General features: G+C 47.7%; 19 protein-coding genes. All 19 read left to right on the forward strand.

Annotated features, from left to right (window positions below; translation table 11 throughout):
• Window positions 1–10: 10 nt before the first annotated feature.
• The 19 genes from prfB (at window position 11) to rapZ (ending at window position 23,389) form a co-directional block, all read left to right on the forward strand.
• Window positions 11–1,109 (forward strand): peptide chain release factor 2 gene (gene prfB / locus AA84_RS0106375; protein ID WP_128166406.1). Its coding sequence is split into 2 segments (ribosomal slippage): window positions 11–73 and window positions 75–1,109, totalling 1,098 coding nucleotides; the frame shifts between segments, so codons are not numbered across the junction.
• A gap of 797 nt (window positions 1,110–1,906) precedes the next feature.
• Window positions 1,907–2,803, forward strand: a complete 897-nt coding sequence (locus tag AA84_RS0106385; protein WP_028976511.1) for a YitT family protein — start codon at window positions 1,907–1,909, stop codon at window positions 2,801–2,803.
• A 187-nt stretch (window positions 2,804–2,990) separates the two neighbouring features.
• On the forward strand, window positions 2,991–4,058 hold the full coding sequence (locus tag AA84_RS0106390; protein WP_028976512.1) for a D-alanine--D-alanine ligase family protein: 1,068 nt from the start codon (window positions 2,991–2,993) through the stop codon (window positions 4,056–4,058).
• A gap of 381 nt (window positions 4,059–4,439) precedes the next feature.
• Window positions 4,440–5,135 (forward strand): cell division ATP-binding protein FtsE, encoded by a 696-nt coding sequence (ftsE, locus tag AA84_RS0106395; RefSeq protein WP_028976513.1) that lies wholly within the window; start codon window positions 4,440–4,442, stop codon window positions 5,133–5,135.
• Window positions 5,125–6,018: a permease-like cell division protein FtsX gene (gene ftsX / locus AA84_RS0106400; protein WP_028976514.1), complete on the forward strand. Its 894-nt coding sequence runs from the start codon at window positions 5,125–5,127 to the stop codon at window positions 6,016–6,018. The genes ftsE and ftsX overlap by 11 nt, the downstream gene beginning before the upstream one ends.
• A 172-nt stretch (window positions 6,019–6,190) precedes the next feature.
• Entirely contained in the window at window positions 6,191–7,648 is a 1,458-nt protein-coding gene (locus tag AA84_RS0106405) for a S41 family peptidase (RefSeq protein WP_028976515.1), read from the forward strand.
• A 637-nt stretch (window positions 7,649–8,285) separates the two neighbouring features.
• Entirely contained in the window at window positions 8,286–8,450 is a 165-nt protein-coding gene (locus AA84_RS18965; RefSeq protein WP_160168706.1) for a hypothetical protein, read from the forward strand.
• 183 nt (window positions 8,451–8,633) lie between these two features.
• Window positions 8,634–9,830, forward strand: a complete 1,197-nt coding sequence (locus AA84_RS0106420) for a cell division protein (protein ID WP_028976517.1) — start codon at window positions 8,634–8,636, stop codon at window positions 9,828–9,830.
• 342 nt (window positions 9,831–10,172) lie between these two features.
• On the forward strand, window positions 10,173–10,463 hold the full coding sequence (locus AA84_RS0106425; RefSeq protein WP_028976518.1) for an AbrB/MazE/SpoVT family DNA-binding domain-containing protein: 291 nt from the start codon (window positions 10,173–10,175) through the stop codon (window positions 10,461–10,463).
• 385 nt (window positions 10,464–10,848) lie between these two features.
• Complete coding sequence (gene uvrB / locus AA84_RS0106430; protein WP_037563155.1) at window positions 10,849–12,819, forward strand: excinuclease ABC subunit UvrB; 1,971 nt, start codon at window positions 10,849–10,851, stop codon at window positions 12,817–12,819.
• Between the two features lie 7 nt (window positions 12,820–12,826).
• Window positions 12,827–15,706 (forward strand): excinuclease ABC subunit UvrA, encoded by a 2,880-nt coding sequence (gene uvrA / locus AA84_RS0106435; RefSeq protein ID WP_028976520.1) that lies wholly within the window; start codon window positions 12,827–12,829, stop codon window positions 15,704–15,706.
• 99 nt (window positions 15,707–15,805) lie between these two features.
• Complete coding sequence (locus AA84_RS0106440; protein WP_028976521.1) at window positions 15,806–15,997, forward strand: PspC domain-containing protein; 192 nt, start codon at window positions 15,806–15,808, stop codon at window positions 15,995–15,997.
• Window positions 15,994–16,380: a phage holin family protein gene (locus AA84_RS0106445; protein ID WP_010026438.1), complete on the forward strand. Its 387-nt coding sequence runs from the start codon at window positions 15,994–15,996 to the stop codon at window positions 16,378–16,380. The genes AA84_RS0106440 and AA84_RS0106445 overlap by 4 nt, the downstream gene beginning before the upstream one ends.
• Window positions 16,381–16,686: 306 nt before the next feature.
• Window positions 16,687–17,610, forward strand: coding sequence for an HPr(Ser) kinase/phosphatase (gene hprK / locus AA84_RS0106450; RefSeq protein ID WP_028976523.1), 924 nt, complete (start codon window positions 16,687–16,689; stop codon window positions 17,608–17,610).
• A gap of 25 nt (window positions 17,611–17,635) precedes the next feature.
• Window positions 17,636–18,445: a prolipoprotein diacylglyceryl transferase gene (lgt, locus tag AA84_RS0106455; RefSeq protein ID WP_028976524.1), complete on the forward strand. Its 810-nt coding sequence runs from the start codon at window positions 17,636–17,638 to the stop codon at window positions 18,443–18,445.
• 77 nt (window positions 18,446–18,522) lie between these two features.
• Entirely contained in the window at window positions 18,523–19,176 is a 654-nt protein-coding gene (gene ppaX / locus AA84_RS0106460) for a pyrophosphatase PpaX (protein ID WP_028976525.1), read from the forward strand.
• 295 nt (window positions 19,177–19,471) lie between these two features.
• Window positions 19,472–20,998 (forward strand): tetratricopeptide repeat protein, encoded by a 1,527-nt coding sequence (locus tag AA84_RS0106470; RefSeq protein ID WP_028976526.1) that lies wholly within the window; start codon window positions 19,472–19,474, stop codon window positions 20,996–20,998.
• 197 nt (window positions 20,999–21,195) lie between these two features.
• Window positions 21,196–22,143 carry a thioredoxin-disulfide reductase gene (gene trxB / locus AA84_RS0106475; RefSeq protein WP_028976527.1) on the forward strand — a complete coding sequence of 316 codons (948 nt, stop codon included), beginning with the start codon at window positions 21,196–21,198 and terminating at the stop codon, window positions 22,141–22,143.
• A gap of 379 nt (window positions 22,144–22,522) precedes the next feature.
• Window positions 22,523–23,389, forward strand: coding sequence for an RNase adapter RapZ (rapZ, locus tag AA84_RS0106480; RefSeq protein ID WP_037563162.1), 867 nt, complete (start codon window positions 22,523–22,525; stop codon window positions 23,387–23,389).
• Window positions 23,390–23,393: the final 4 nt, after the last annotated feature.

Below are 23,393 nucleotides of genomic sequence, written 5' to 3' on the forward strand. Positions count from 1 at the left end.
TAGGATGAACATGGATTTACCAGAAATGAAACACGAAATTGATGAGATGGAAACCCGTCTCAAAGCGTTTAGGGGGTCTCTTTGACTTAGATAACAAGAAAGCAAGGATCGCCGAATTGGATGAGAAAATGACGATGCCCGGCTTCTGGGATGATAATGAAAAAGCGCAGAAGGTCATCGACGAGTCCAACGATTTGAAGGGCAAGGTTGACAGTTTGACCGACCTGCAAAACAAATTCGAAGATCTGCAAGTGGCTTACGAGTTAGTCAAAGAAGAGAACGATGCGGATCTGAAAGCGGAACTGGAAGAGTCGCTCGGCGAAGCGCGGGACGCGTTCAACCGCTATGAAACGCGGCTGCTGCTAAGCGGTCCGCACGACCGCAACAACGCGATCTTGGAACTGCATCCCGGCGCAGGCGGTACCGAAGCTCAAGACTGGGCGTCAATGCTGCTGCGTATGTATACGCGCTGGGCGGAACGCAAAGGTTTCGCGGTTGAAACACTCGACTACTTGCCGGGTGATGAAGCCGGCGTTAAAAGTGTCACCCTGCTCATCAAAGGAACCGATGCGTACGGTTACTTAAAAGCGGAAAAAGGGATTCACCGTTTAGTGCGCATCTCACCGTTTGACGCAGCCGGGCGCCGACACACATCCTTTGTTTCCTGCGAAGTGGTGCCGGAACTCGATGATGATATTGAAATCGAAGTCCGTCCGGAAGACTTGAGAGTCGACGTATTCCGTTCCAGCGGCGCCGGCGGACAGCATATCAACAAAACATCGTCTGCGGTCCGCATGACGCACCTTCCAACCGGGATCGTCGTCAGCTGCCAGTCGGAACGATCACAGTTCCAAAACCGCGATCAAGCGATGAAGATGTTGAAATCGCGCCTGTTTCAATTGGAAGAGGAGAAAAAGGAAGCAGAAATGGCTGCACTCCACGGCGAACAAAAGGAAATCGGCTGGGGCAGCCAGATCCGCTCCTATGTGTTCCACCCATACTCTATGGTTAAGGATCACCGCACCAACGTCGAAATCGGCAATGTGGACCGCGTCATGGACGGCGACATCGATCCATTCATCGATGCTTACCTCCGACTCCACCTATGAATCAAATAATCGAAAAGGAACCGGCGATCCGGTTCCTTTTTTTCCGTTTTCGGGTAATTAAATCCAGTTATTATAGCGATTGCAGACAAAATGACAGCGTTACCAACGAAACATGTAACGAACAGCTGAAAACGCGTATCAACCGCGGTAAAAGTTGTATCAAACGAACGAAAAGTTGTATCAAAAGCATTGAAAATCGTATCAAAATTGACGCTACACCTCAACTTGTATCAACCGGATCCAAATTCGTATCAACCGCGGTAAAAGTTGTATCAAACGAACGAAAAGTTGTATCAAAAGCATTGAAACGCGTATCGAAGTCAGGCTAACACCTTAACTTGTATCAACCGGATCCAAATTCGTATCAACCGCGGTAAAAGTTGTATCAAACGAACGAAAAGTCGTATCAAAAGCATTGAAAATCGTATCAAAATTGACGCTACACCGCAATTTGTATCAACCGGATCCAAACTCGTATCAACCGCGGTAAAAGTTGTATCAAACGAACGAAAAGTTGTATCAAAAGCATTGAAAATCGTATCAAAATTGATGCTACACCTCAACTTGTATCAAACGAATCCAAACTCGTATCAACCGCGGTAAAAGTAGTATCAAACGAACGAGAACTCGTATCAAACCGATGTAAACGCATATCTAGCTTGTTCCTGCACCGCGATTTGAAGCAATGGTTCCTTTCGATAAAATGATTTCCTGTCTAATTTTTGTTGACCGCATGGCGATTTTTGTCTTAAAATAGACACATTCGGCCATTTTCGAAAGAAGGAGTATTGAACTTCATGCAGGTGTTTGGAAAGAGAGACAAGCATGCTGTTCCTAACCGAGGGAAAACAGCAATGCTTCTTGATTATGTATGGGTCATTTTTGGAACGTTTGTTGTCGGCCTTTCGTTCAATGCTTTTATGTTGCCGACGCATATCGCCTCCGGCGGAGTAGCCGGAATCGGTATTGTTCTTCACTGGACGCTTGGTTGGGAGCCGTCCTATGTGCTTTGGGCGATCAATCTGCCCGTGTTTTTCTTGGGGTTGTTTGTGCTCGGGCGCAGTTTCGGTTATCTTGACTACACGATGAAGACGCTGCTTGGTTCCGTGATGCTGCCGTTCTTTATTTTTGTTACGGCGAATGTGCCGGCGGCGACGGGCAGTTCGCTGCTCGGCGCTTTGTTTGGCGGTGTCGGTACCGGTGTGGGGCTTGGCTTGGTGTTCCGCGGCCGCGGATCAACCGGCGGTACGGCGCTTGCCGGGCAGATCATTCAGAAATTCAGCGGCATTTCGCTTGGTTTCTGTGTGTCGCTGTTGGATACGATGATTGTGCTGACTTCGGCGTTTTTCATGTCGCTTGAGGCGGCGCTTTATGCACTGATCAGTATCTATATCACCGCTAAAATGATTGATGTGGTGCAGCTCGGTTTCAATACCGAGAAAATGGCGCTGATTATTTCCGAGAAAGAGGATGAAATGCGTCAAGGAATTTTAGAAGAGATTGACCGCGGTGTGACGCGAATTATCAGCCAGGGCGGCTACACCGGCGATGATCGGCCGATGTTGATGACCGTTGTTTCGCAAAGCGAGCTGACTCATCTGAAGCAGCTCGTTCGCTCGATTGATTCGGATGCTTTTTTCATTATCACGAATGCGACGGAAGTCTTTGGAAAAGGATTTTATACGCGCAGCTGATGGTGTCCAAGTTTGAAAATGAACGATCTGTGAACGATCGGATTCAAATCAACAGGTTGCATGTGCGGCTTGAGAAATAATGAAGCAGAGACGAGTCATTTTTGCGTATGATGAAAAAGTAAGACATTGAATGACGGCTTTTGAATAAAAAAATCATTTAACCGGTTTGAAAAAGGGGTCGGACACATTGGGAAAAATTACTGTTGGGGTTCTCTTTGGCGGACAGTCATCAGAACACAAAGTTTCGCTGAAATCAGCGTATACAATCATTACAAATCTTGATCGGGAAAACTATGAGCCGGTTCTGATTGGCATCGCCGAAGATGGAAAATGGAAGCTCTATGAAGGACCATTGGAAGCGATTCCGCAAGACACATGGGAGCAATCCGATTGTACGCCGGTTATGCTGCTTCCTGATCCGAGTCAGCATGGCCTTTTGAAAACAGCTGGCGGCGTGTCCGAGAAGCTTCATTTGGATGTTGTTTTTCCGGTATTGCATGGCAAAAACGGCGAGGATGGAAAGATTCAAAGCCTGCTTGAACTCGCCGGCATTCCTTACGTTGGCTGCGGCGTCTTGAGCTCGGCGATGTGCATGGATAAGGACGTCTCGCATCGCGTTGTGAAAGAAGCCGGCATCCGCGTGCCTGAGTCGATTGCTTTGACCGGTGCGATTTCTGAAGAGCAGTTGGCAAAAGTGATGACCGGTTTCAATTATCCGGTATTCGTTAAACCGGTAAGCGGGGGCTCCTCATACGGCGTCACTAAGGTTGAGGAAAAGAGCAAGCTTGTTGCAGCGATCCGTGAAGCGCAGAAGTATGATACGAAGATCGGAATTGAAGAAGGAATCGACGGCTGCGAGGTTGGCTGCTCGATTCTCGGTCACGGCGATGACTTGACGGTGGGTGAAGTCGATCAAATCGTTGTGACGAACGGCTATTTCCACATTCATCAGGACATGTTCAAGAAGACCGGACTTGAGAACGCCAGCATCCATGTACCGGCACAGCTGCCTCAAGCGGTGCAGGAAAAGATCAAGGACACTGCGAAAGCGATTTTCCGCGCGCTCTGCTGCACCGGAATTGCGCGGGTCGATCTGTTCCTGACGCCTGACAATGAAGTGGTCTTTAACGAAGTCAACACAATGCCGGGCTTCACCAGTTACAGCCGCTACCCGCGCATGATGGAAGCAGCCGGCATCAGCGTCACTGAAATCACCGACCATGCCATTCAATTAGCCCTTGAGAACGCGAATTAAACCGTCTCTGTAAAACGAAAGACAGGAAAGTGTGTGAAAAAATCAGCTGAAAAGCTGATTTTTTTTGTCCCTTTATTGCTTGGCACTCTAAATCGGCGGGTATACCGATTTTTCGACATGATTCGTTTTTGTTTTGAAATTGAATTGTAATAATTTTCATCGGAATTTGCCGGGGATGGAATGCTATAATGTTTAGTGTTGGATGACTTGCATCCTTATTTACGAATGAAATGGGATTTTGCTCGTCTTTGATTTTTCAATTTGGGTAACCCTCCCAATTTCTCAATGGATGCGAATGTTTTACATAGAAACGTATAATCAGACAGATTTTTTGGTTTTGCGACAAAAGGCAAGAAAAAGGATTTTGGGGGAAGAGACTGTATGAGTGACGCAATTGTAATGCAGAATGTCTGGAAAGCCTATCCCAATGGGGTAATGGCACTAAACGGCATCGATCTGTCTGTCAAGCAGGGCGAATTCGTCTACATCGTTGGTCCGAGTGGGGCCGGGAAGTCGACTTTTATAAAAATGATTTTCAGAGAATTGAAACCGACGCGAGGGAAAATCTTTGTCAATAGCAAGAATATCGCGAATCTGCGTGAACGTCAGGTTCCTTATCTGCGCCGCAAGATCGGGATCGTGTTTCAGGATTTTCGACTGCTGCCGAAACTGACGGTCTATGAAAATGTGGCGTTTGCGTTGGAAGTGATTGAGGAACATCCGCGCCAAATTAAAAAGCGTGTGATGGACGTATTGGATCTGGTTGGGTTGAAGCACAAACTGAGGTCGTTTCCAAACCAGCTTTCCGGAGGCGAGCAGCAGCGTGTCTCAATCGCGCGCTCGATTGTGAACCGGCCGCCGGTACTGATTGCCGATGAACCGACCGGGAACTTGGATCCGGAAACCTCGTGGCAGATTATGGACGTGTTCAAACGGATTAATGATCAAGGGACAACGATTATCATGGCAACCCACAACCGTGATATTGTCAACAAGGTGCGTCACAGAGTATTAGCCCTCGAAGGCGGCATGATTGTGCGCGACCAGCAGGAAGGTGACTATGGCTATGAAGATTAGAACGATGCGAAGACATGTGAATGAAAGCTTTAAAAGTCTAGGACGGAACGGTTGGATGACCTTCGCATCCGTCAGTGCCGTCACGGTGTCTCTCGTTCTGGTCGGACTGTTCCTAATGGTCATGTTCAACTTGAATAAGATTGCCGGTGACATTGAGAGTGACGTCGAAGTGCGCGTGTACTTGGATCAGTCAATCAGTCAATCCGAGCAAGATGCTTTGGCGACAGAACTGAAGGGAATCAAAAACGTTCAGGAAGTCCGTTTTCAGTCGAAAAAAGAAGGCTTGAACAATCTGTTGGAAAGCCTTGGAAACGATAAGAAGAGTTTCACCGATCTGCAGAAAGAAAATCCGCTGCCGAATGCGTTTATTTTAAAAACAAAACAGCCGGAGCAGACGATTGCAGTAGCGAAAAAGGCGGAACAGCTTCCCAATGTTACCGATGTCCGCTACGGTAAAGGAACGGTTGAAAGATTGTTCAGCTTCATCAGAATTGCGCGCAATGTTGGGATTGTGCTGATTCTCGGATTGCTGTTCACATCCGTTTTCCTGATTGCCAATACCATCAAATTGACCATCGTTGCTCGCCGCAGCGAGATCGAAATCATGAAGCTGGTCGGAGCGACAAACGCGTTCGTTCGCTGGCCATACTTTATTGAAGGCCTTGTCATGGGTGTGATGGGATCAATTCTTCCAATTGTATTGGTTATGGTTGTCTACCGACTTGCCTATTATAATCTTGGGGGCGACTTGCAGCAGATGTTCATCAAGCTGATTCCATATCATACAATGGTTACGAATTTAAGCTTGCTGCTTGTGGCCATTGGCGCCTTGATTGGCGTTTGGGGCAGCTTGAACTCGGTACGCAAGTTCTTGAAAGTCTAAGCCATTCTTGGGCCGCCGGCACTGATCGGCGGTTTTTTTTATTCCACTATTGGTCGTGTGTATTTATTCGCCAAGACAAGTGGACCGCATTGGGGTATGATAAAAATTAAGTGCACATGCCTGAGAAGCTGTGCCAAAGGAAAAACCGTGTTGATTGAGGAGGCATTTCTTTATGAAAAAGTTCAGCGGCAAAGTGGTCGCTTTGCTGATGGCGATCTCACTGATCGTAGGGGCAGGCGGCTCCTATGCGGTGTTCCGCTTTGTCCAGAATCAAAGCCAGGAAAAAACAGCTGCTGTCGCCGGCGGTGCTGTTGCACCGGATCAGGAAACAGCAAAGCTTAAAGCGATCCATGATCTGATCGAGAACGAATATTATAAGAAGATCAGCAGTCAAGATTTGTATGATGGCGCAATTAACGGAATGATCGACGCGCTTAACGATCCGTTTTCCAGCTATATGAATGCTAAGACTGCTTCAGATTTTTCGCAGTCCCTGTCCTCTTCATTCCAAGGAATCGGTGCCGAAGTTCAAATGGTCGGCAAACAAGTCACTGTCGTCTCACCGATTAAAGGTTCTCCGGCGGAGAAAGTCGGTCTGAAGCCGAAAGACGCGATTATGACAATCAATGGAAAGTCAACCGAGGGACTGACCATCAACCAAGCGGTAAATAAGATCCGCGGGAAAAAGGGAACCGTTGTTAAGATCGGGATTAAGCGTTCCGGAGCAAGCGATCTTTTGACGTTCTCAATCAAGCGCGACGATATTCCCATCCGCACCGTAGAGAGCAAAATGCTGAAATCAAGCAGCAATTCCATCGGTTACATTGCAATCACTCAGTTCAATGAAAATACCGATGGCGAATTCAGCAAAGCGCTCGACAAACTTGAAAACGAAAAGATGCAGGGTCTGATCATTGATGTGCGTGGTAATCCCGGTGGTTATCTGCAAGCGGTCGAAAAAATCGGTAATTTGCTGATCTCATCGAAGAAGCCGATTGTACAGATTCAGAACCGAGAAGGCAAGAAGCAGCCGTTCTACAGTACGCTTGAGAAGAAGAAGGATTATCCCATTGCTGCCCTGATTGATGACGGATCGGCATCTGCTTCTGAAATCCTTGCCGGTGCGCTGAAAGAGGCTGGCGGCTACCCGCTGATCGGTGTGAAGTCGTTCGGCAAGGGAACGGTTCAGCAGAGCATTCCGATGACCGATAAGAGCGAACTGAAACTTACGGTGGACAAATGGCTGACACCGGACAGCAACTGGATTCACAAAAAAGGCATTCAGCCAACCATAGAAGTGAAACAACCGGATTACTACTATGTCACGCCGATTAACTTGAAAAAAGGTCAGACCTTCCGGGTTGATCAAACCGATGAAAAGATTGCCAATGCACAAAAGATGCTCAAGGCAGCTGGGCAAAACCCGGGACGTACCGATGGGTATTTCAGCAAACAAACGCAGCAGGCGCTCAAGGCGTTCCAAAAAGAAAATAAATTGCCGGAAAGCGGAGAAATTGACCAGAAAACGGCCGACGCGCTGCAGCAAGCAACCTTGAACGCGATTAAAAATCAGAAACATGACCGTCAGCTCAATTCGGCGATCGAAGAAATCAAAAAAGAACTTAAATAAATGATCAAGCAAAAAGGTGTCTCACAGTCACAGTTGACTGTGAGGCGCCTTTTTTACATGTAGAGAAAAATTATAATTTTGCCTTGTGGTACGACGATAAGCCTCATAAAAGTGGAACCTCTGCTAAAGGATTCTGTGCACAACGCGAAAGTCATCATATCCTGTGAAAGTACATCATGTATGCGCGGAAGACACGAAAGCGCGAGACGCCTGCGGGAGTGCAGGCCAAAGGAGACCCCGCAGATCTCAGCATGTTTGAGGAGGCTCCTGGACTGCCCGCGGCAAGCGAGCAGCTGGAGTGTCGTACGCGCACAAGGTGATGAAAGGAACTTCCGCTATGTAAAGGAACTTTCGCTAATTTAAAGGAACTTTCGCTAAGTGCGCATACGTCCTGTATGCAACGCGAAAGTCACCGCATCCTGCGGAAGTACGTCCTGTATGCAACGCGAAAGTCACCGCATCCTGCGGAAGTAAATCGACGGAGAGATTCCGCTTATCAACTGGAAAAACGTGAACAGGAGGGATTTTGCTTTGCATAACCGGAAAACCTCCGCTTATGTACTCCGAAATGAGATCTGCTCTGCATATAACCGAAAAAACTCCGCTTATGTTACGAGTTGCTTAATGAAGGACCAGAATGCTTAATGAAAAAGAAGTGAGAGGGGCCGGTATCATTTTTAACTATCTCAAAAAGATTCAAGAACCCCTCATTGAGATGCTCGGGCGCCAGCGGGATCGCGCCTTGTTGATGCGAGCAGCCGCAGCAATAAAAAGGCATCGATCGCTGTTTGATCAAGTATGATTGATGCTTTCGGCCTTGTTTTGGAACGAAGATAGGAAATTCAAAAGAACAGAGTAAAAATTTTCCTTGGGAACGGCGACAAAGGGTCAACTCATGTATAATTAAAAGAAAGTGCGGGCAGGAATCTGCAAGCTTTTTGTCGAAACATCAAGAAGATTGGATCGAAAGCTGGGGGAATTGGACATGTCGGACATCATCGGATTGATCTTTTCTAGTGTTGCATCATTTTTTATGAATCCGCTGCTTTATTTGCTGATTTTAGCATTGTTTGTATACAGCACGCAGCGGGTGCGAAGGGAGCGGTTGTCGTTTCGTGTGAAGGCGTATGGGATGTTCAACACAATTTTTGCAAGCATCATTCCAAGCATCCTGGTCGGCCTTTGCGGGTCGCTTGTGCTTGCCGTGACCGGTGCGAGTCTTGCACCCGGAGTGATTGCGCTGCTGTCGCTTGCAACGGTGGCGGTTTTGCTCACCTGTCAGCAACGATTGTTGTCGCCGGCCATCGCAGGCGGCGTGACCGTGATTGCAGCTGCCGTGATGCCGGCTTTCCATACACCATATGCATTCCTCAATCGTTGGATCGAAGAGATTCATTCGATCGATTATGTGTCATTTGGTCTGTTTTTGACCGTCGCCCTGCTGATGGAGAGTACGCTCGTCTTTTTCTGGGGCACGCAGCAGTCCTCTCCCAGACTGATCGGCAGTTACCGCGGCGGATTGGTAGGCGCCCACGAAGCTTGCCAATTATGGATTGCGCCGCTGTTTTTGCTTGTACCGGTTTCCGGGGCGATTCCGGCTGTCGGTGCATGGCCGTTTGTGTCAAACGGTTCGTCATTCAGTTTGGCCCTGTTTCCGCTTGGGGTGGGGATCGCTCAATTAATCACCTACGCCATGCCGCGCCCCGCGGTACGTCAATCGGCCCTCTGGATGCTGGCGACAGCAGGAGTGATGGCCGCTTTTGTCGGAGCAGCATTACTCTTGCATCAATCGATGTTTATTGTTATTGGCGGAGCTGTCGTTCTGATCAGCCGGCTTGCTTTGGTTTGGTATCACCACCATTTGCGTCAGACACGGCCGTTCTATTTCTTGATGCCGAACCGGGGGCTGCGCGTGATTGGTGCCATTCCTCATTCACTTGGGAACCGGATGGGCATCGTTCCCGGTGAAGAAATTTTACGTGTCAATGATTTGGAAGTAAGCAGCGTTTCGGACTTCTATGAAGCATTGCAGAAGCATGGTGCGTACTGTAAGCTTGAAGTGTTTGATCGGTTCGGTGAGCAGCGCTTCGTTAAAGGAGCGATTCACGAGAATGATAACTTTAAAATCGGTTTGCTCTTTCTAGAGAGGGATGAATGGAATATGCAGGCAAAAGACAAATAGCCGATCCGAATCTCGAATAGTATAACAGAAACAAAATACGTTCAGGAATAGAGGAACGCTTTTGATCGTAACGTCCTCATTCATGCTTTTGGGCGGGGGCTGCTCGCGGCTCTCGGCGCACGAATTTATTTCTGAACGAGTTGTTTCCATTCTTTGATTAATCAATGTAAAATAGTTACTGAACTTGAAGCACTCTGAAAAAATGTGAGCGTTTCACTTATTTTGCAAACCTGTGTGTTTATGAAAAATACCGGTGTCTCTGATGCGTTGTGCAACATAAGATGGTGCTATAATTGGGCATAGGCTCTGAATGAAACAATGTCTGAGAGGAGGAATCCTGGAATGAAATCAACAGGAATTGTACGGAAGGTTGATGAATTGGGACGTGTTGTCATACCGATTGAGTTACGGAGAACGATGAATATTAAAGAGGGCGACCCTTTGGAAATATTCACGGAAGATGAGCGAATCATCTTTAAAAAATATGTGCCGAATATGGCGTGCCAGATTACGAATGAAGTTTCACCGGATAATTTGGTTCTTGCAAACGGCAAGCTCGTTTTGAGCCGCAAAGCTGCGAAAAGTGTGGTTCAAGAGATTGAGCGTTATATGGGTGAAGATATTAAGCCTTAACCCGACTTTCGAAAACTTCCATGGCACTGCGCCATGGAAGTTTTCTAGTTTTCCATAAAATGAATCAAGTGATCTCTCATGATTTTAGCATGCAGATGCTCAATGCTCATCGAAGCTTGCGCGTTCCAATGCTTCACTCCAATACACCGTACCCGTTAAAGGACAGGCTTTCGTGCGCTATTCGATACTTTGCGCTGGCATCGGCTATAATGATGCTGCGCAGTTGAGGAGACGCTTACCCACAAACCAGGAATATCTGTTCGCATTTTGCTGTCATTTTTTTATACAGTTATGCTATAATTTAGGCAAGATTTTTTCTAGTGGAGACGAATCATACCTTTTTTCGTTTAAATAGATAGAACGGAGAAGATTGGAGGACAGTGGTATGGATTTTCAGCTTGTGTCCCATTTCAAACCGCAAGGCGACCAGCCGGAAGCGATTGATAGCTTGGTTCACGGCATTGAACATGGTGAAAAGCACCAGACCTTGCTTGGGGCAACAGGAACCGGCAAGACCTTCACGATGTCAAATGTGATTGCCCGCGTAAAGAAGCCGACACTGGTCATTGCGCATAACAAAACGCTCGCCGGCCAGCTGTACAACGAGTTCAAGGAATTCTTCCCGAATAATGCGGTCGAATACTTTGTCAGTTACTACGATTATTACCAGCCGGAAGCGTATATCCCGCAAACCGACACGTATATCGAAAAGGATTCAAGCATTAACGATGAAATCGATAAATTGCGTCACTCGGCGACAAGTGCACTGTTCGAGCGCCGCGATGTAATCATCGTCGCCAGCGTGTCCTGCATCTACGGTTTAGGTTCGCCGGAAGAGTACGGATCGCTCGTTCTGTCGCTGCGTCCGGGCATGGAGAAAGAACGTGATGCCATGCTGCGCCAATTGGTCGATATTCAGTACACACGCAATGATATTAACTTTACACGTGGTACTTTTCGCGTGCGCGGCGATGTCGTCGAAATTTTTCCGGCCTCACGCGACGATCACTGCATCCGGGTTGAATTTTTCGGCGATGAGATCGACCGGTTGACGGAAATGGATCCGATGACCGGCGAGATCGTCGGCGAACGCGATCACGTGGCCATCTATCCGGCATCGCACTTCGTTACCGGTCAGGAAAAAATGAAACGTGCGATTGTCAATATTCAGAAAGAGCTTGATGAGCGTTTGAAGGTGCTCAACGACAACGGCAAACTTCTGGAAGCGCAGCGCCTGGAGCAGCGGACGCGTTATGACTTGGAAATGATGGAGGAAGTCGGTTTCTGCTCAGGCATCGAGAACTATTCGCGCCATCTGACCTTCCGGAAACCGGGTGAATCGCCCTATACCTTGATCGACTATTTTCCAAAAGATTTCCTGATTATGGTTGATGAATCGCATGCGACCCTGCCGCAAATCCGTGCCATGTACAACGGTGACCAGGCACGTAAAAATGTGCTTGTCGACCATGGATTCCGGCTGCCTTCGGCGAAAGACAACCGGCCGCTGAAATTCGAAGAGTTCGAGGAACGGATTCATCAGATCGTTTATGTTTCGGCGACACCGGCAGATTATGAGCTGGAACATTCCGGCAAGCCGATCGAACAGATTATCCGGCCAACCGGGTTGCTTGATCCGGAAATTGAGATTCGGCCGATCAAAGGCCAGATTGACGATCTCTATGATGAAATCAATTTGCGAATTAAGAAAAAAGAACGTGTGCTTGTGACAACACTGACGAAAAAGATGGCCGAAAACCTAACCGATTATCTGAAAGGGATGGGCATTAAGGTCAACTACCTGCATTCGGAAATTAAGACGTTGCAGCGCATTGAAATCATTCGCGATCTCAGACGGGGCGAGTTTGATGTGCTTGTCGGCATCAACTTGCTTCGTGAAGGCTTGGACATTCCGGAAGTATCGCTTGTCGCAATCCTGGATGCCGATAAGGAGGGCTTCTTACGTTCGGAGCGATCCTTGATTCAGACGATTGGCCGTGCAGCCCGTAATGCAAATGGACGCGTGATCATGTATGCTGATCACATCACCGATTCGATGCGTATGGCAATGGATGAGACGGCACGGCGCCGCAAAATCCAAACTGAATTTAATGAAGCCCATCACATCACACCGAAAACGATTCAAAAGGCAATTCCAGAACTGATTAAGGCCACCTATGAAGTGGAAAAGAAAGAAGATACAGGCAAAAAGAAAAAGAAGAAAATGACTAAGAGTGAACGCAATAAAGCGATCATCAGTATTGAAAAAGAGATGAAGCAAGCAGCGAAGGCACTCGATTTTGAACGCGCCGCCGAACTCAGAGACGCGCTCTATGAATTGAAAGCGGAGGGATAACGCGCACATGGTACTTGAGAATATTGTTGTTAAAGGCGCACGCGAACACAATTTAAAAAATGTCAACGTCACCATACCTCGGGATAAAATGGTCGTGATTACCGGTCTGTCGGGGTCCGGAAAATCATCGCTGGCCTTCGATACGATCTATGCAGAAGGGCAGCGCCGTTATGTAGAATCGCTGTCCGCCTATGCGCGCCAGTTTCTCGGTCAGTCGAATAAACCGGATGTCGACGCGATTGAAGGCTTGTCGCCGGCGATTTCAATTGATCAGAAAACGACGTCGCACAACCCGCGTTCCACCGTGGGCACCGTAACGGAAATCTATGATTATATGCGGCTCTTATATGCGCGCATTGGCCACCCGTACTGCCCAAAACATGGGGTCGAGATCACCTCGCAGACGATTGAACAGATGGTCGACCGAATCATGGAGTACCCGGAACGGACAAAGCTGCAAATTCTGGCTCCGATCGTCTCCGGAAGAAAAGGCGCTCATGTGAAAACACTTGAAGACATCAAGAAAAAAGGCTATGTCCGAGTTCGCGTTGACGGCGAAATGCGCGAGGTTGCTGAAGCGATTCAGCTTGAGAAAAATAAAAAGCACACCATTGATGTCGTGATCGACCGAATCGTTGTCAAGCCGAACGTCCAGGGGCGACTTGCCGATTCGCTCGAAGCAGCAACGAAGCTGACCGACGGCCGTGTTGTGGTTGACATTATCGGCGGCGAAGAACTGCTTTTTTCCGAACAGTTTTCATGCCCGTATTGTGGTTTCTCGATCGGGGAACTTGAACCGCGTCTCTTCTCGTTCAACAGCCCGTTCGGTGCCTGCCCGGATTGTGACGGGTTAGGCTCGCGTATGGAAGTAGATCCTGATCTGGTGATCCCCGACCGCTCGAAAACATTGTCCGAGGGAGCAATTATTGCCTGGGAACCGACGAGTTCGCAATATTACCCGCAGCTGCTGAAATCGGCGTGTGCTCATTTCGGCATTGATATGAACATGCCGGTTGAGAAGCTGCCAAAGGACAAGCTGAACCTGCTCCTGTACGGGTCCGGTACGGAACGGATTCATTTTCACTATGAGAATGAGTTCGGTGATGTACGCGATAAGGATATGTATTTCGAAGGGGTGATCAACAACATCGGCCGCCGCTATCGGGAAACCGGTTCCGACTACATCCGCGAACAGATGTCGGAATACATGATGCACAAGGCATGCCCAACCTGTCACGGTCACCGGCTCCGTCCGGAAGCTCTGGCAGTTAAGATCGGTAAAAAGAGTATCAGCGAAGTGACCGAGATGCCGATCCGTGAGATGCTGACTTTTTTCGAGAAGCTCGAACTAACAGAGAAGGAACAGACGATTGCGCGGCTGATCCTGCGTGAAATTAGGCAGAGAACGAAATTTTTGATCGATGTCGGCTTAGACTATTTGACGCTTGGCCGAGCAGCGGGTACGTTATCCGGCGGCGAAGCGCAGCGGATTCGGCTGGCAACGCAAATCGGTTCCCAGTTGATGGGGGTCCTCTACATTTTGGATGAACCGTCGATCGGTCTGCATCAGCGCGACAATGATCGACTGATTCATTCGTTGCTTGGCATGCGCGATCTGGGCAATACCTTGATTGTTGTCGAGCATGATGAGGATACAATGCGCGCCTGCGACTATATTATTGATGTTGGACCGGGTGCGGGAGAACACGGCGGACAGATCACGGCTCAAGGGACCCCCGAAGAAATTATGCAAAATCAGCATTCTTTGACCGGTGCTTATCTTTCAGGACGCAAATTCATCCCGATTCCAGGCAAACGGAGAAAAACAAGCAAACGTGCAATTAAGGTCATTGGAGCCAAAGAAAACAATTTGAAAAATGTCTCGGCCACCTTCCCGCTCGGCGTGATGACCGTTGTGACCGGGGTTTCCGGATCTGGAAAGAGTACACTTGTTAACGAGGTGCTGTTTAAGGCACTTGCTCAGAAGCTGCACGGACGGCGCGACCTGCCTGGTGAGTACCGGCAAATTAAAGGGGTTGAAGAGCTGGATCGCGTCATTCAAATCGATCAAGCACCGATTGGACGAACCCCGCGCTCAAATCCAGCGACCTACACCGGTGTATTCGATATGATTCGCGAAGTCTTTGCAGCAACAAATGAAGCAAAGGTGCGCGGTTATAAGAAGGGCCGTTTCAGTTTTAACATTAAAGGCGGCCGCTGTGAAGCATGCAGCGGCGACGGCATTATTAAAATTGAAATGCACTTTTTGCCTGACGTTTACGTGCCTTGCGAGGTTTGCCACGGGAAACGGTATAATCGTGAAACACTCGATGTAACCTATAAAGGAAAAACGATTGCCGATGTCCTTGATATGACCGTTGAAGAAGGAATGGAATTTTTCAAAAATGTACCGCGCATTAAGCGCAGGCTGAAGCCGCTCTTTGACGTCGGACTCGGCTATATTCGTCTCGGCCAGCCGGCGACGACGCTGTCCGGTGGTGAGGCGCAGCGTGTCAAGCTTGCCTCGCAGCTTTATCGCCGAACAAAGGGACGTGCGTTGTACATTCTTGATGAACCGACAACAGGACTTCACATGGATGATATCTCGCGTTTGCTCGACGTGCTTCAAGCACTGGTCGACAGCGGCGACAGCGTGTTGATTATTGAGCATAATCTTGATGTGATCAAATGTGCCGATTACTTGATTGATCTTGGTCCCGAAGGCGGAAACGGCGGTGGAACAATCGTTGCGACCGGAACACCGGAACAGATTGCTGCAACCGAGGAATCCTACACGGGTCGTTATTTAAAGCCGGTACTGGAACGTGATCATGCACGCATGGACAAACCTCTGCACGCGCAGCAGCAAGTGGCTGAAAAGGCTTAAAATCAAAGGGAAGTTTTTCCGGTGAACCATCTCTTTCTTGTCGAAAGGCATGAGCTAAGGGTATAGTTGAATAGGATATCAATGGTGGGAGGAATACGGATGCAAAAAAGGCTTTATAAGTCTTCAGATAACAGGATGCTGACAGGCGTACTGGGCGGTATCGGCGAGTTTTTTCATGTGGATCCAACCTTAGTTCGGCTCGGATTTGTCGTGCTCGCACTCGTAACGGTTGTCTTTCCATGCCTGATCGGTTATTTTATTGCTTATCTAATTATACCTGAGAGAGTGTGACGCAATTGTTTAAAAACTGGCTTGCAAAGATCTTGCTTAACGTCATCATCAATATGGTGATTCTGATGACACTTGCTGGATATTTGCATACGATGGTGCATATTTCCGGCGTTGGCGCAGCCTTGGCGGCCAGCTTGATCTTATCGTTTCTTAATCTATTTATCCGACCGGTACTGCTTCTTCTTGCTTTGCCGGCAACGATCTTGACCTTAGGATTTTTTATTTTTGTGGTGAACGCGCTGATGCTGGAACTCACCGCAATGATTATGGGATCGGCGTTTGAACTTGACGGCTTTGGCAGTGCCTTGATTGTAGCGATCATTATGGCATTCTGTCAGCTCATCATTCAGAACTTTATGATCAAACCTATGCGACGCGATTAAGGCGCCGCATTATTTTTTATTTGAACGTTATTGTTTATGCGTCTGTTTTCGTAATGGATTGATTCTATGGTAAAATAAAGGAAAAAATGAATCAGATCGGGTGAGATGCCCGGTTCATGAATAACCCTGAGCGCGCGCCGGAACGACCCCCCGGCGCAATTCGAGTGAGAAACGGAGGATGCTTTGCGCTCCGGTATGTACGCCTTGCCCGGCGGAGTTTATGCTTTTTGAACGCAGGTCGCTCTGATTGTTGGAGGCGTGATGATGAAAGAACAGCGGACGTGTTCCGGCGGCAAAATGACGACGATGAATAAAGTACGTGTACATGAACTCATTGAACATTTTGATTTTAAGTTGGTCAGCGGCAAAGAGGGCGTTAACCGATCGATTATTGTCAGTGATATTTCTCGTCCCGGTCTTGAAATTGCCGGTTATTTTACCTATTATCCGAGAAGAAGGCTGCAGCTGCTTGGTCGAACGGAACTCTCGTTCTTTAATGAGCTGAGTATGGATGAGCGTTACAAAAGAACATCGCAGCTGTGTACGGCGCAGACCCCGTGTATTGTGATTTCGCGGGGAATTGAGGTCCCTGAGGAATTTATCATTTCATCCAATAAGCGTCATGTACCGGTTATTCAGTCGAAGATGCAGACCACGCGACTGAGCAGTATGATTACCAACTATTTGGAATCGCGTCTTGCGCCAATGACTGCCGTGCATGGTGTTTTGGTCGATGTGTATGGTGTCGGCGTTTTGATTACCGGGGACAGCGGTGTAGGGAAGAGTGAAACAGCACTTGAACTGGTCAAACGCGGCCATCGGCTGGTTGCCGATGATTCGGTTGAAATTCGGCAGCAGGGCGAGTCGGAGCTGATCGGAAGCGCTCCGAACTTGATTCAGCATTTGCTGGAAATTCGCGGGCTCGGGATTATCAATGTGATGACTTTGTTCGGTGCCGGAGCGGTGCGCAGTAATAAAACCGTCTCTATGGTGATTCACTTGGAACTTTGGGATCAAAACAAGGTCTATGATCGTCTTGGACTCGATGAAGAAAAGACGAAGTTAATTGATACAGAGGTTCCGCGCCTTGTACTGCCGGTTCGGCCCGGACGAAATCTGGCGGTGATTATCGAAGTCGCAGCCATGAATTTTCGATTAAAGAATATGGGCTATCACGCCGCCCAGCAGTTTGCGGATCGACTCAATGACACGCTGAATGAGCATGAATGAACGAAAATTTGAGGTGTAACTTATCATGAATGAAAGCATTGAACCGTTAAATCGATTGGCAATCACACTTGGGCCGCTGCATATTTATTGGTACGGAATTATTATTGCGACCGGCGCCCTGCTTGGGCTGATTCTGGCCATTCGCGAAGGCAAACGTGTCGGACTTCCTTCCGATACGTTTACCGATTTGATTTTGTACGCAGCACCGATCGGAATTATTTGTGCCCGGCTCTACTATATTGTCTTTGAATGGGACTACTACATGGATCATCCAGGAGAAATCATTAAAATCTGGAACGGCGGTATTGCGATCTACGGCGCTTTGATCGGTGCCGTAGTCACAACCGTGATCTTTTGCCGTGTACGCCGGTTACCTTTTTGGAAAGTTGCCGATGTCTGCGCACCAAGCGTGATTCTCGGCCAGGCAATCGGGCGCTGGGGCAACTTCATGAATCAGGAAGCGCATGGCGGACCGACCACGCGTGCCGCACTTGAGCACTTGCATTTGCCGGATTTTATTGTCAACCAGATGTATATTGACGGCGTCTATTACATACCGACCTTTCTTTATGAATCCGTCTGGAATCTGCTTGGCTTTGCACTTTTACTGATCCTTCGCCGAACAGTTGCATTGAAACGCGGGGAACTTTTCGTCAGCTATGTGATTTGGTATGCGATCGGACGCAGTTATATTGAAGGATTGCGCACAGACAGCTTGATGATGGGACCGCTGCGTGTCTCGCAGTGGTTGTCGCTTGTGCTGATTATTGCAGGCATCGGATTGATCGCTTATTGGCGGATGAAACAAAAGGAACGGCCGCGGTACGGGATTTAACGGCTCGTGTACACGGTAACGAGTAAGCTCACCTACTAGCAAAAAGAGGATTCTTTTAGAAGCGGGAGATTGAACAATTGATAAAAACAGTACTTTTTGATTTGGACGGCACATTGATTGATACAAATAACTTGATTTTAACGTCTTTTCAATACACATTGGACAAATATTTTCCAGGGCAATACAAACGGCAGGATTTGATCCCGTTTATTGGCGAATCGCTGGAGACCAGTTTTCACTCTGTCAGTCCTCAGCTTACCCAACAAATGATTGAAGTCTACCGCGACCACAATAGTCGATTTCATGATCAGCTTGTCAAAGCGTTTCCGCATGTGCGCAAGACCTTGACCGCCTTAAAAGATGAAGGCTGCCGTCTCGGCGTTGTGTCCACGAAGAAGCGCGACATGGTGGAACGCGGCTTGAGCTATACCAAACTGGCACCATTCTTCGAGACCGTCGTTACAAGCGATGATGTGACGCACCTAAAGCCTGATCCTGAACCGGTGGAACGCGCAATGGATGCTCTGGCCGCACAAACCAATTCAACGATTATGGTTGGCGACAGTCCCGGTGATATTTTAGCGGGGAAAAATGCTCAGATTAAAACCGCTGCGGTCGGATGGTCGCTGAAGGGGACAACGATGCTCAAAAACTTGAAGCCCGATTATATGCTTCATCAAATGAACGATCTGATTGCTATCGTTGTTCGTGCGGGAGCGACAGTAAAATAACGGATTGAAAAACCTGAAGCAGGCATAACCGCAGCTTCAGGTTTTTCTTACAAGATGAGCATACGGCGGCAAGCAAGCAGCTGAAGTGTCACTCAGGATCAAGAATGATTAATCAGCCGCGTTCTGCGGAAGTAGAAGCTTTCGCTAATTATAAAGGAACGTTCCTGATTGTAAAGGAACGTTCACATCCTGTGAAAGTACGTCCTGCACGCAACAAGAATGCACGCAATGCGGACGAGCAGTTATGCTATAATAGTGCAGTATTTTAATAAAGGCACGGGGGAACTGGGTATTTATGGATGAGAGGAACCGGACAAAGAAAGCACAGGTTATCGATTTTCGCCGGGACGGCGACTTTTTTTATCAAAAAGGGATGACCAGTTTCAGAAAAGGAGATTTTGAACGTGCGCGTCACTACTTAGATCGAGCCATTCAATTCAATCCCAATGCGGTTGACTACTTATGCCGCCAGGCGGAGATTCTATCAGAACTGGAAAACTATGAATTATCGAATCGATTGCTGAAAAAAGTCGTTTACGAACTCGATTCAAACGTAACCGATTGTTATTTTTTTATTGCCAACAATTACGCCTATCTTGGTGAAATCCAAGAAGCCTTAGATGAAATTCAAATCTATTTAACGGTTGAACCAAACGGGACCTTCAAGCGTGAAGCAGAAGATCTGTACCAGATGCTCAGTTCAGAGCTTAAGGAACTCGAGGGGGACGAGAGACCCTATGTGACGGAACATGAGCGCGGGCGCTTGGCTCTGGAACATGGTCATTTTGACGAAGCGATTCATCATTTTAAGCAGGTGATCGAGGATGAGCCGGATTTTCTGGCGGCACAAAATAATCTTTCGATCGCATATTTTTCTATGGGTGATCCGGTACATGCATTCGATGCGGTCCAGCGCGTGCTGCAGAAGGACCCGGGAAATATTCATGCGTTGTGCAACTTAACTACATTTTTTGATCAGCTTGGTCAGCAGAAGGACCGGGCTGCGGTTGTGGCGGTTCTAGGCCAGATGTGCCCCATTTATCCGGAGCATTGCGGCAAGCTGGGTTCTACCTATCTATTGATTGGAGACTATCAGAAAGCATATCAATGGCTGAATGTTGCGGAAAAACGCGGCGTTCATCGCGATCAAGTTTTTTATTATTGGGTGGCACTGGCTGCTTATCGCTGTGGTCATCTGGAAAGCGCGCGCAAACACTGGCGCCGTGCCGACTACTTTAGTGATAAACCGTTTCACCCGTTTAAATACAACAAAATTCAGGATATGATGTTTGAAGCGGACGCCTCGGGAAACTTCATGGTGAAGGATCTCGTCCGGAAAGCATTGAAGGGTGAGGAAGAAGCCTATCGGTTGTTTGCACTTTTTTACGCAGCAGCGCACTACATGCACGATGTACTGTCTGAAACTGCTCAACGTGCCCAATCAGCGGAAATAAAGCGTATGGCCACACGGATCATCAGCGAGACCCGATCTGGCGTTCGTGATGCGAACATGCAAATCATGCGCGAAGTGGAGCAGCTTGCCGGCGGACAAAAGGAAGCGATGAAGCATCCCGAGCTTTACAGTTTCTGGGCAGTGATCGATGCAATGACCACGGCTTCGGAAAACGATGTAAAGGGTTGGGCAGCTGCACTGATTTATCTCTGGAATAAAGAATGCGGAGAGGCAGTGACACAGAAAAAAATTGCAGAAGAAGCCGGAACAACCGTCTATCGATTGCGAAAAAAAATTCATGAATTATCCTGTGCACTAAGGACAAAATGGGATACGACGTCGCATGAACAAGGCGATAACAAGATCTGAGCAATTTTCTGGACTTTGGTGTCTCCATTCTTTAGCATAGAATTATCAGATGAGCAGATAATAATAATTATTATTAAAAATTCATTTTTCTTAGCGAAAAAAGGATCGCGGCTTGCTGAGCCGATCCTAAATTCTCAATGCTTTTTGCGTATTGGTAAATGATGCGGATAATCTTGTTAAGGAAGGAATGTGTGACATTGACAGAAGAGAAAATTTATGATGTGGTGATTGCGGGGGCGGGGCCTGCCGGGATGACTGCAGCCGTCTATGCGGCAAGAGCAAATATGTCGGTGTTAATGATTGAACGGGGAATCCCGGGCGGTCAAATGGCAAATACGGAAGCAGTTGAAAATTATCCGGGCTTCGAATCCATTCTTGGACCGGATCTATCAAATAAAATGTTTGAACATGCAAAGAAATTCGGCGCCGAATATGCGTATGGAGACATTAAGAAGATTATTGACGGAGCCGATCACAAAACGATTGACTGCGGCAGCAAGCAGTATTTGGCACGTACGGTCATCGTGACGACGGGAGCAGAATACCGCAAGCTCGGCGTTCCTGGTGAAACGGAACTGGCCGGACGCGGCGTCTCGTATTGCGCGGTTTGCGATGGTGCATTCTTTAAAGGCAAGAAGTTGGCAGTCATCGGCGGCGGTGATTCAGCAGTTGAAGAGGGAACCTACCTCACCCGATTTGCATCCAGCGTGACGGTTATTCACCGACGTGATCAGTTACGGGCGCAGAAGATTCTTCAAGACCGCGCGTTCAATAATGAAAAAGTTGACTTTTTGTGGGATACGATCTGTACGAAAATCAACGGTACAGATGGAAAAGTGTCCAGTCTGACGCTGAAAAATAAGAAAACAGATGAAGAAAGCGACTTTCCGGTTGACGGTGTATTTATCTATGTTGGTATGAATCCGTTGACTCACGCGGTGAAAGACTTGGGTATTTTGGATGATCAAGGTTATATCGTGACCAATGAAAAGATGGAAACCAGCATTCCAGGTATCTTTGCCGCCGGCGATGTGCGCCAAAAAGAATTGCGTCAAATCGTGACGGCAACCGGCGATGGAAGTATTGCTGCTGAAAACGCTCAGAAGTATGTTGAAAAACTTAAGGATGCATCCGCAGTAAAATAAGCATGCAGCCTATGCCTTTCGTCATGATGCAAAAGTGAAGTTTGTGCGTTGATTTTATCCTTGTTTAATTCTCGTGTAATCTTTATGCAATGAAAGAACGTTATGATAGGGGTATGAGATTGACCCCCCTTTTTATATATATCAATTGATGTTACGGCTCGCTCAGCAAGGCGGTGCCGTATTTTTTTGTATCATGAATCATTTTTAAGCATCTATTGGTTCTGTAGGCGTCTATTTCATGAGCATAATCGTATGCCGGTAATTTGTCCCACCACACTGCTACCTGAATCTTTCTATTTCGAGTATAATAAGAGTAGTGAATACGGCGCGAAACGCTCGCATGGTTCATGAAAAATTGATCGGTGGGGATGGATGCAACATGAAGGATATTCAAGTAGTCATTATAACGGGTATGTCGGGTGCGGGAAAAACAATTGCTACCCGCATTTTTGAGGACTTGGGTTACTTCTGCATCGATAATCTGCCGCCAACCTTGCTTCCTAAATTTATTGATCTCATCGAAGACTCGGATTCTGAAAAACTGAATAAGCTAGCTCTTGTTATGGATCTGCGCGGCGGCACTTTTTTCGACTCGCTCTTCGAATCGCTGGATTCATTCAGCAAGTCGGATAAAATCAAACCCAAGATTCTTTTTCTTGACGCGAAAGATGAGGTATTGGTGCATCGCTACAAAGAGACGCGGCGCTCGCACCCACTCTCGCCGAAGAGCCGGCCCATTGAAGGAATTCGTGCTGAGCGCAAAAAGTTGGAAGAAGTCAAAGGCCTTGCGCAATACTATATAGATACAACAGATATGAAACCGCGGGAACTTCGCGATACCATCGTTCAGGAATTTGCTAAAGAAACCGAGACGTTTCGTGTCAATCTGCTGTCATTCGGATTTAAATACGGTCTGCCGATTGATGCCGATCTCGTTTTTGATGTGCGTTTTCTTCCAAATCCCTATTATGTGAAGCATATGCGTGAGCGGACAGGGCTGGATGCCGATATCGCTGAATATGTACTGAAATGGTCGGAAACGAAGCAATTCCTGACGAAACTTATGGATCTGCTTCAATTCATGATTCCGCAGTACAAGCGCGAAGGCAAGGGACAGCTGGTGATTGCGATCGGCTGTACGGGCGGCAAACACCGGTCGGTTGCACTGACCGAATGGATTGCCAAAAAACTTTCCGGAGATTTCCCGACCAATGTGTCGCACCGGGATATTGAGAGAGGATCATAATTCG

It is taken from the genome of Sporolactobacillus terrae DSM 11697 (assembly GCF_000648615.1).
Taxonomy (GTDB): Bacteria; Bacillota; Bacilli; order Bacillales; family Sporolactobacillaceae; genus Sporolactobacillus; species Sporolactobacillus terrae.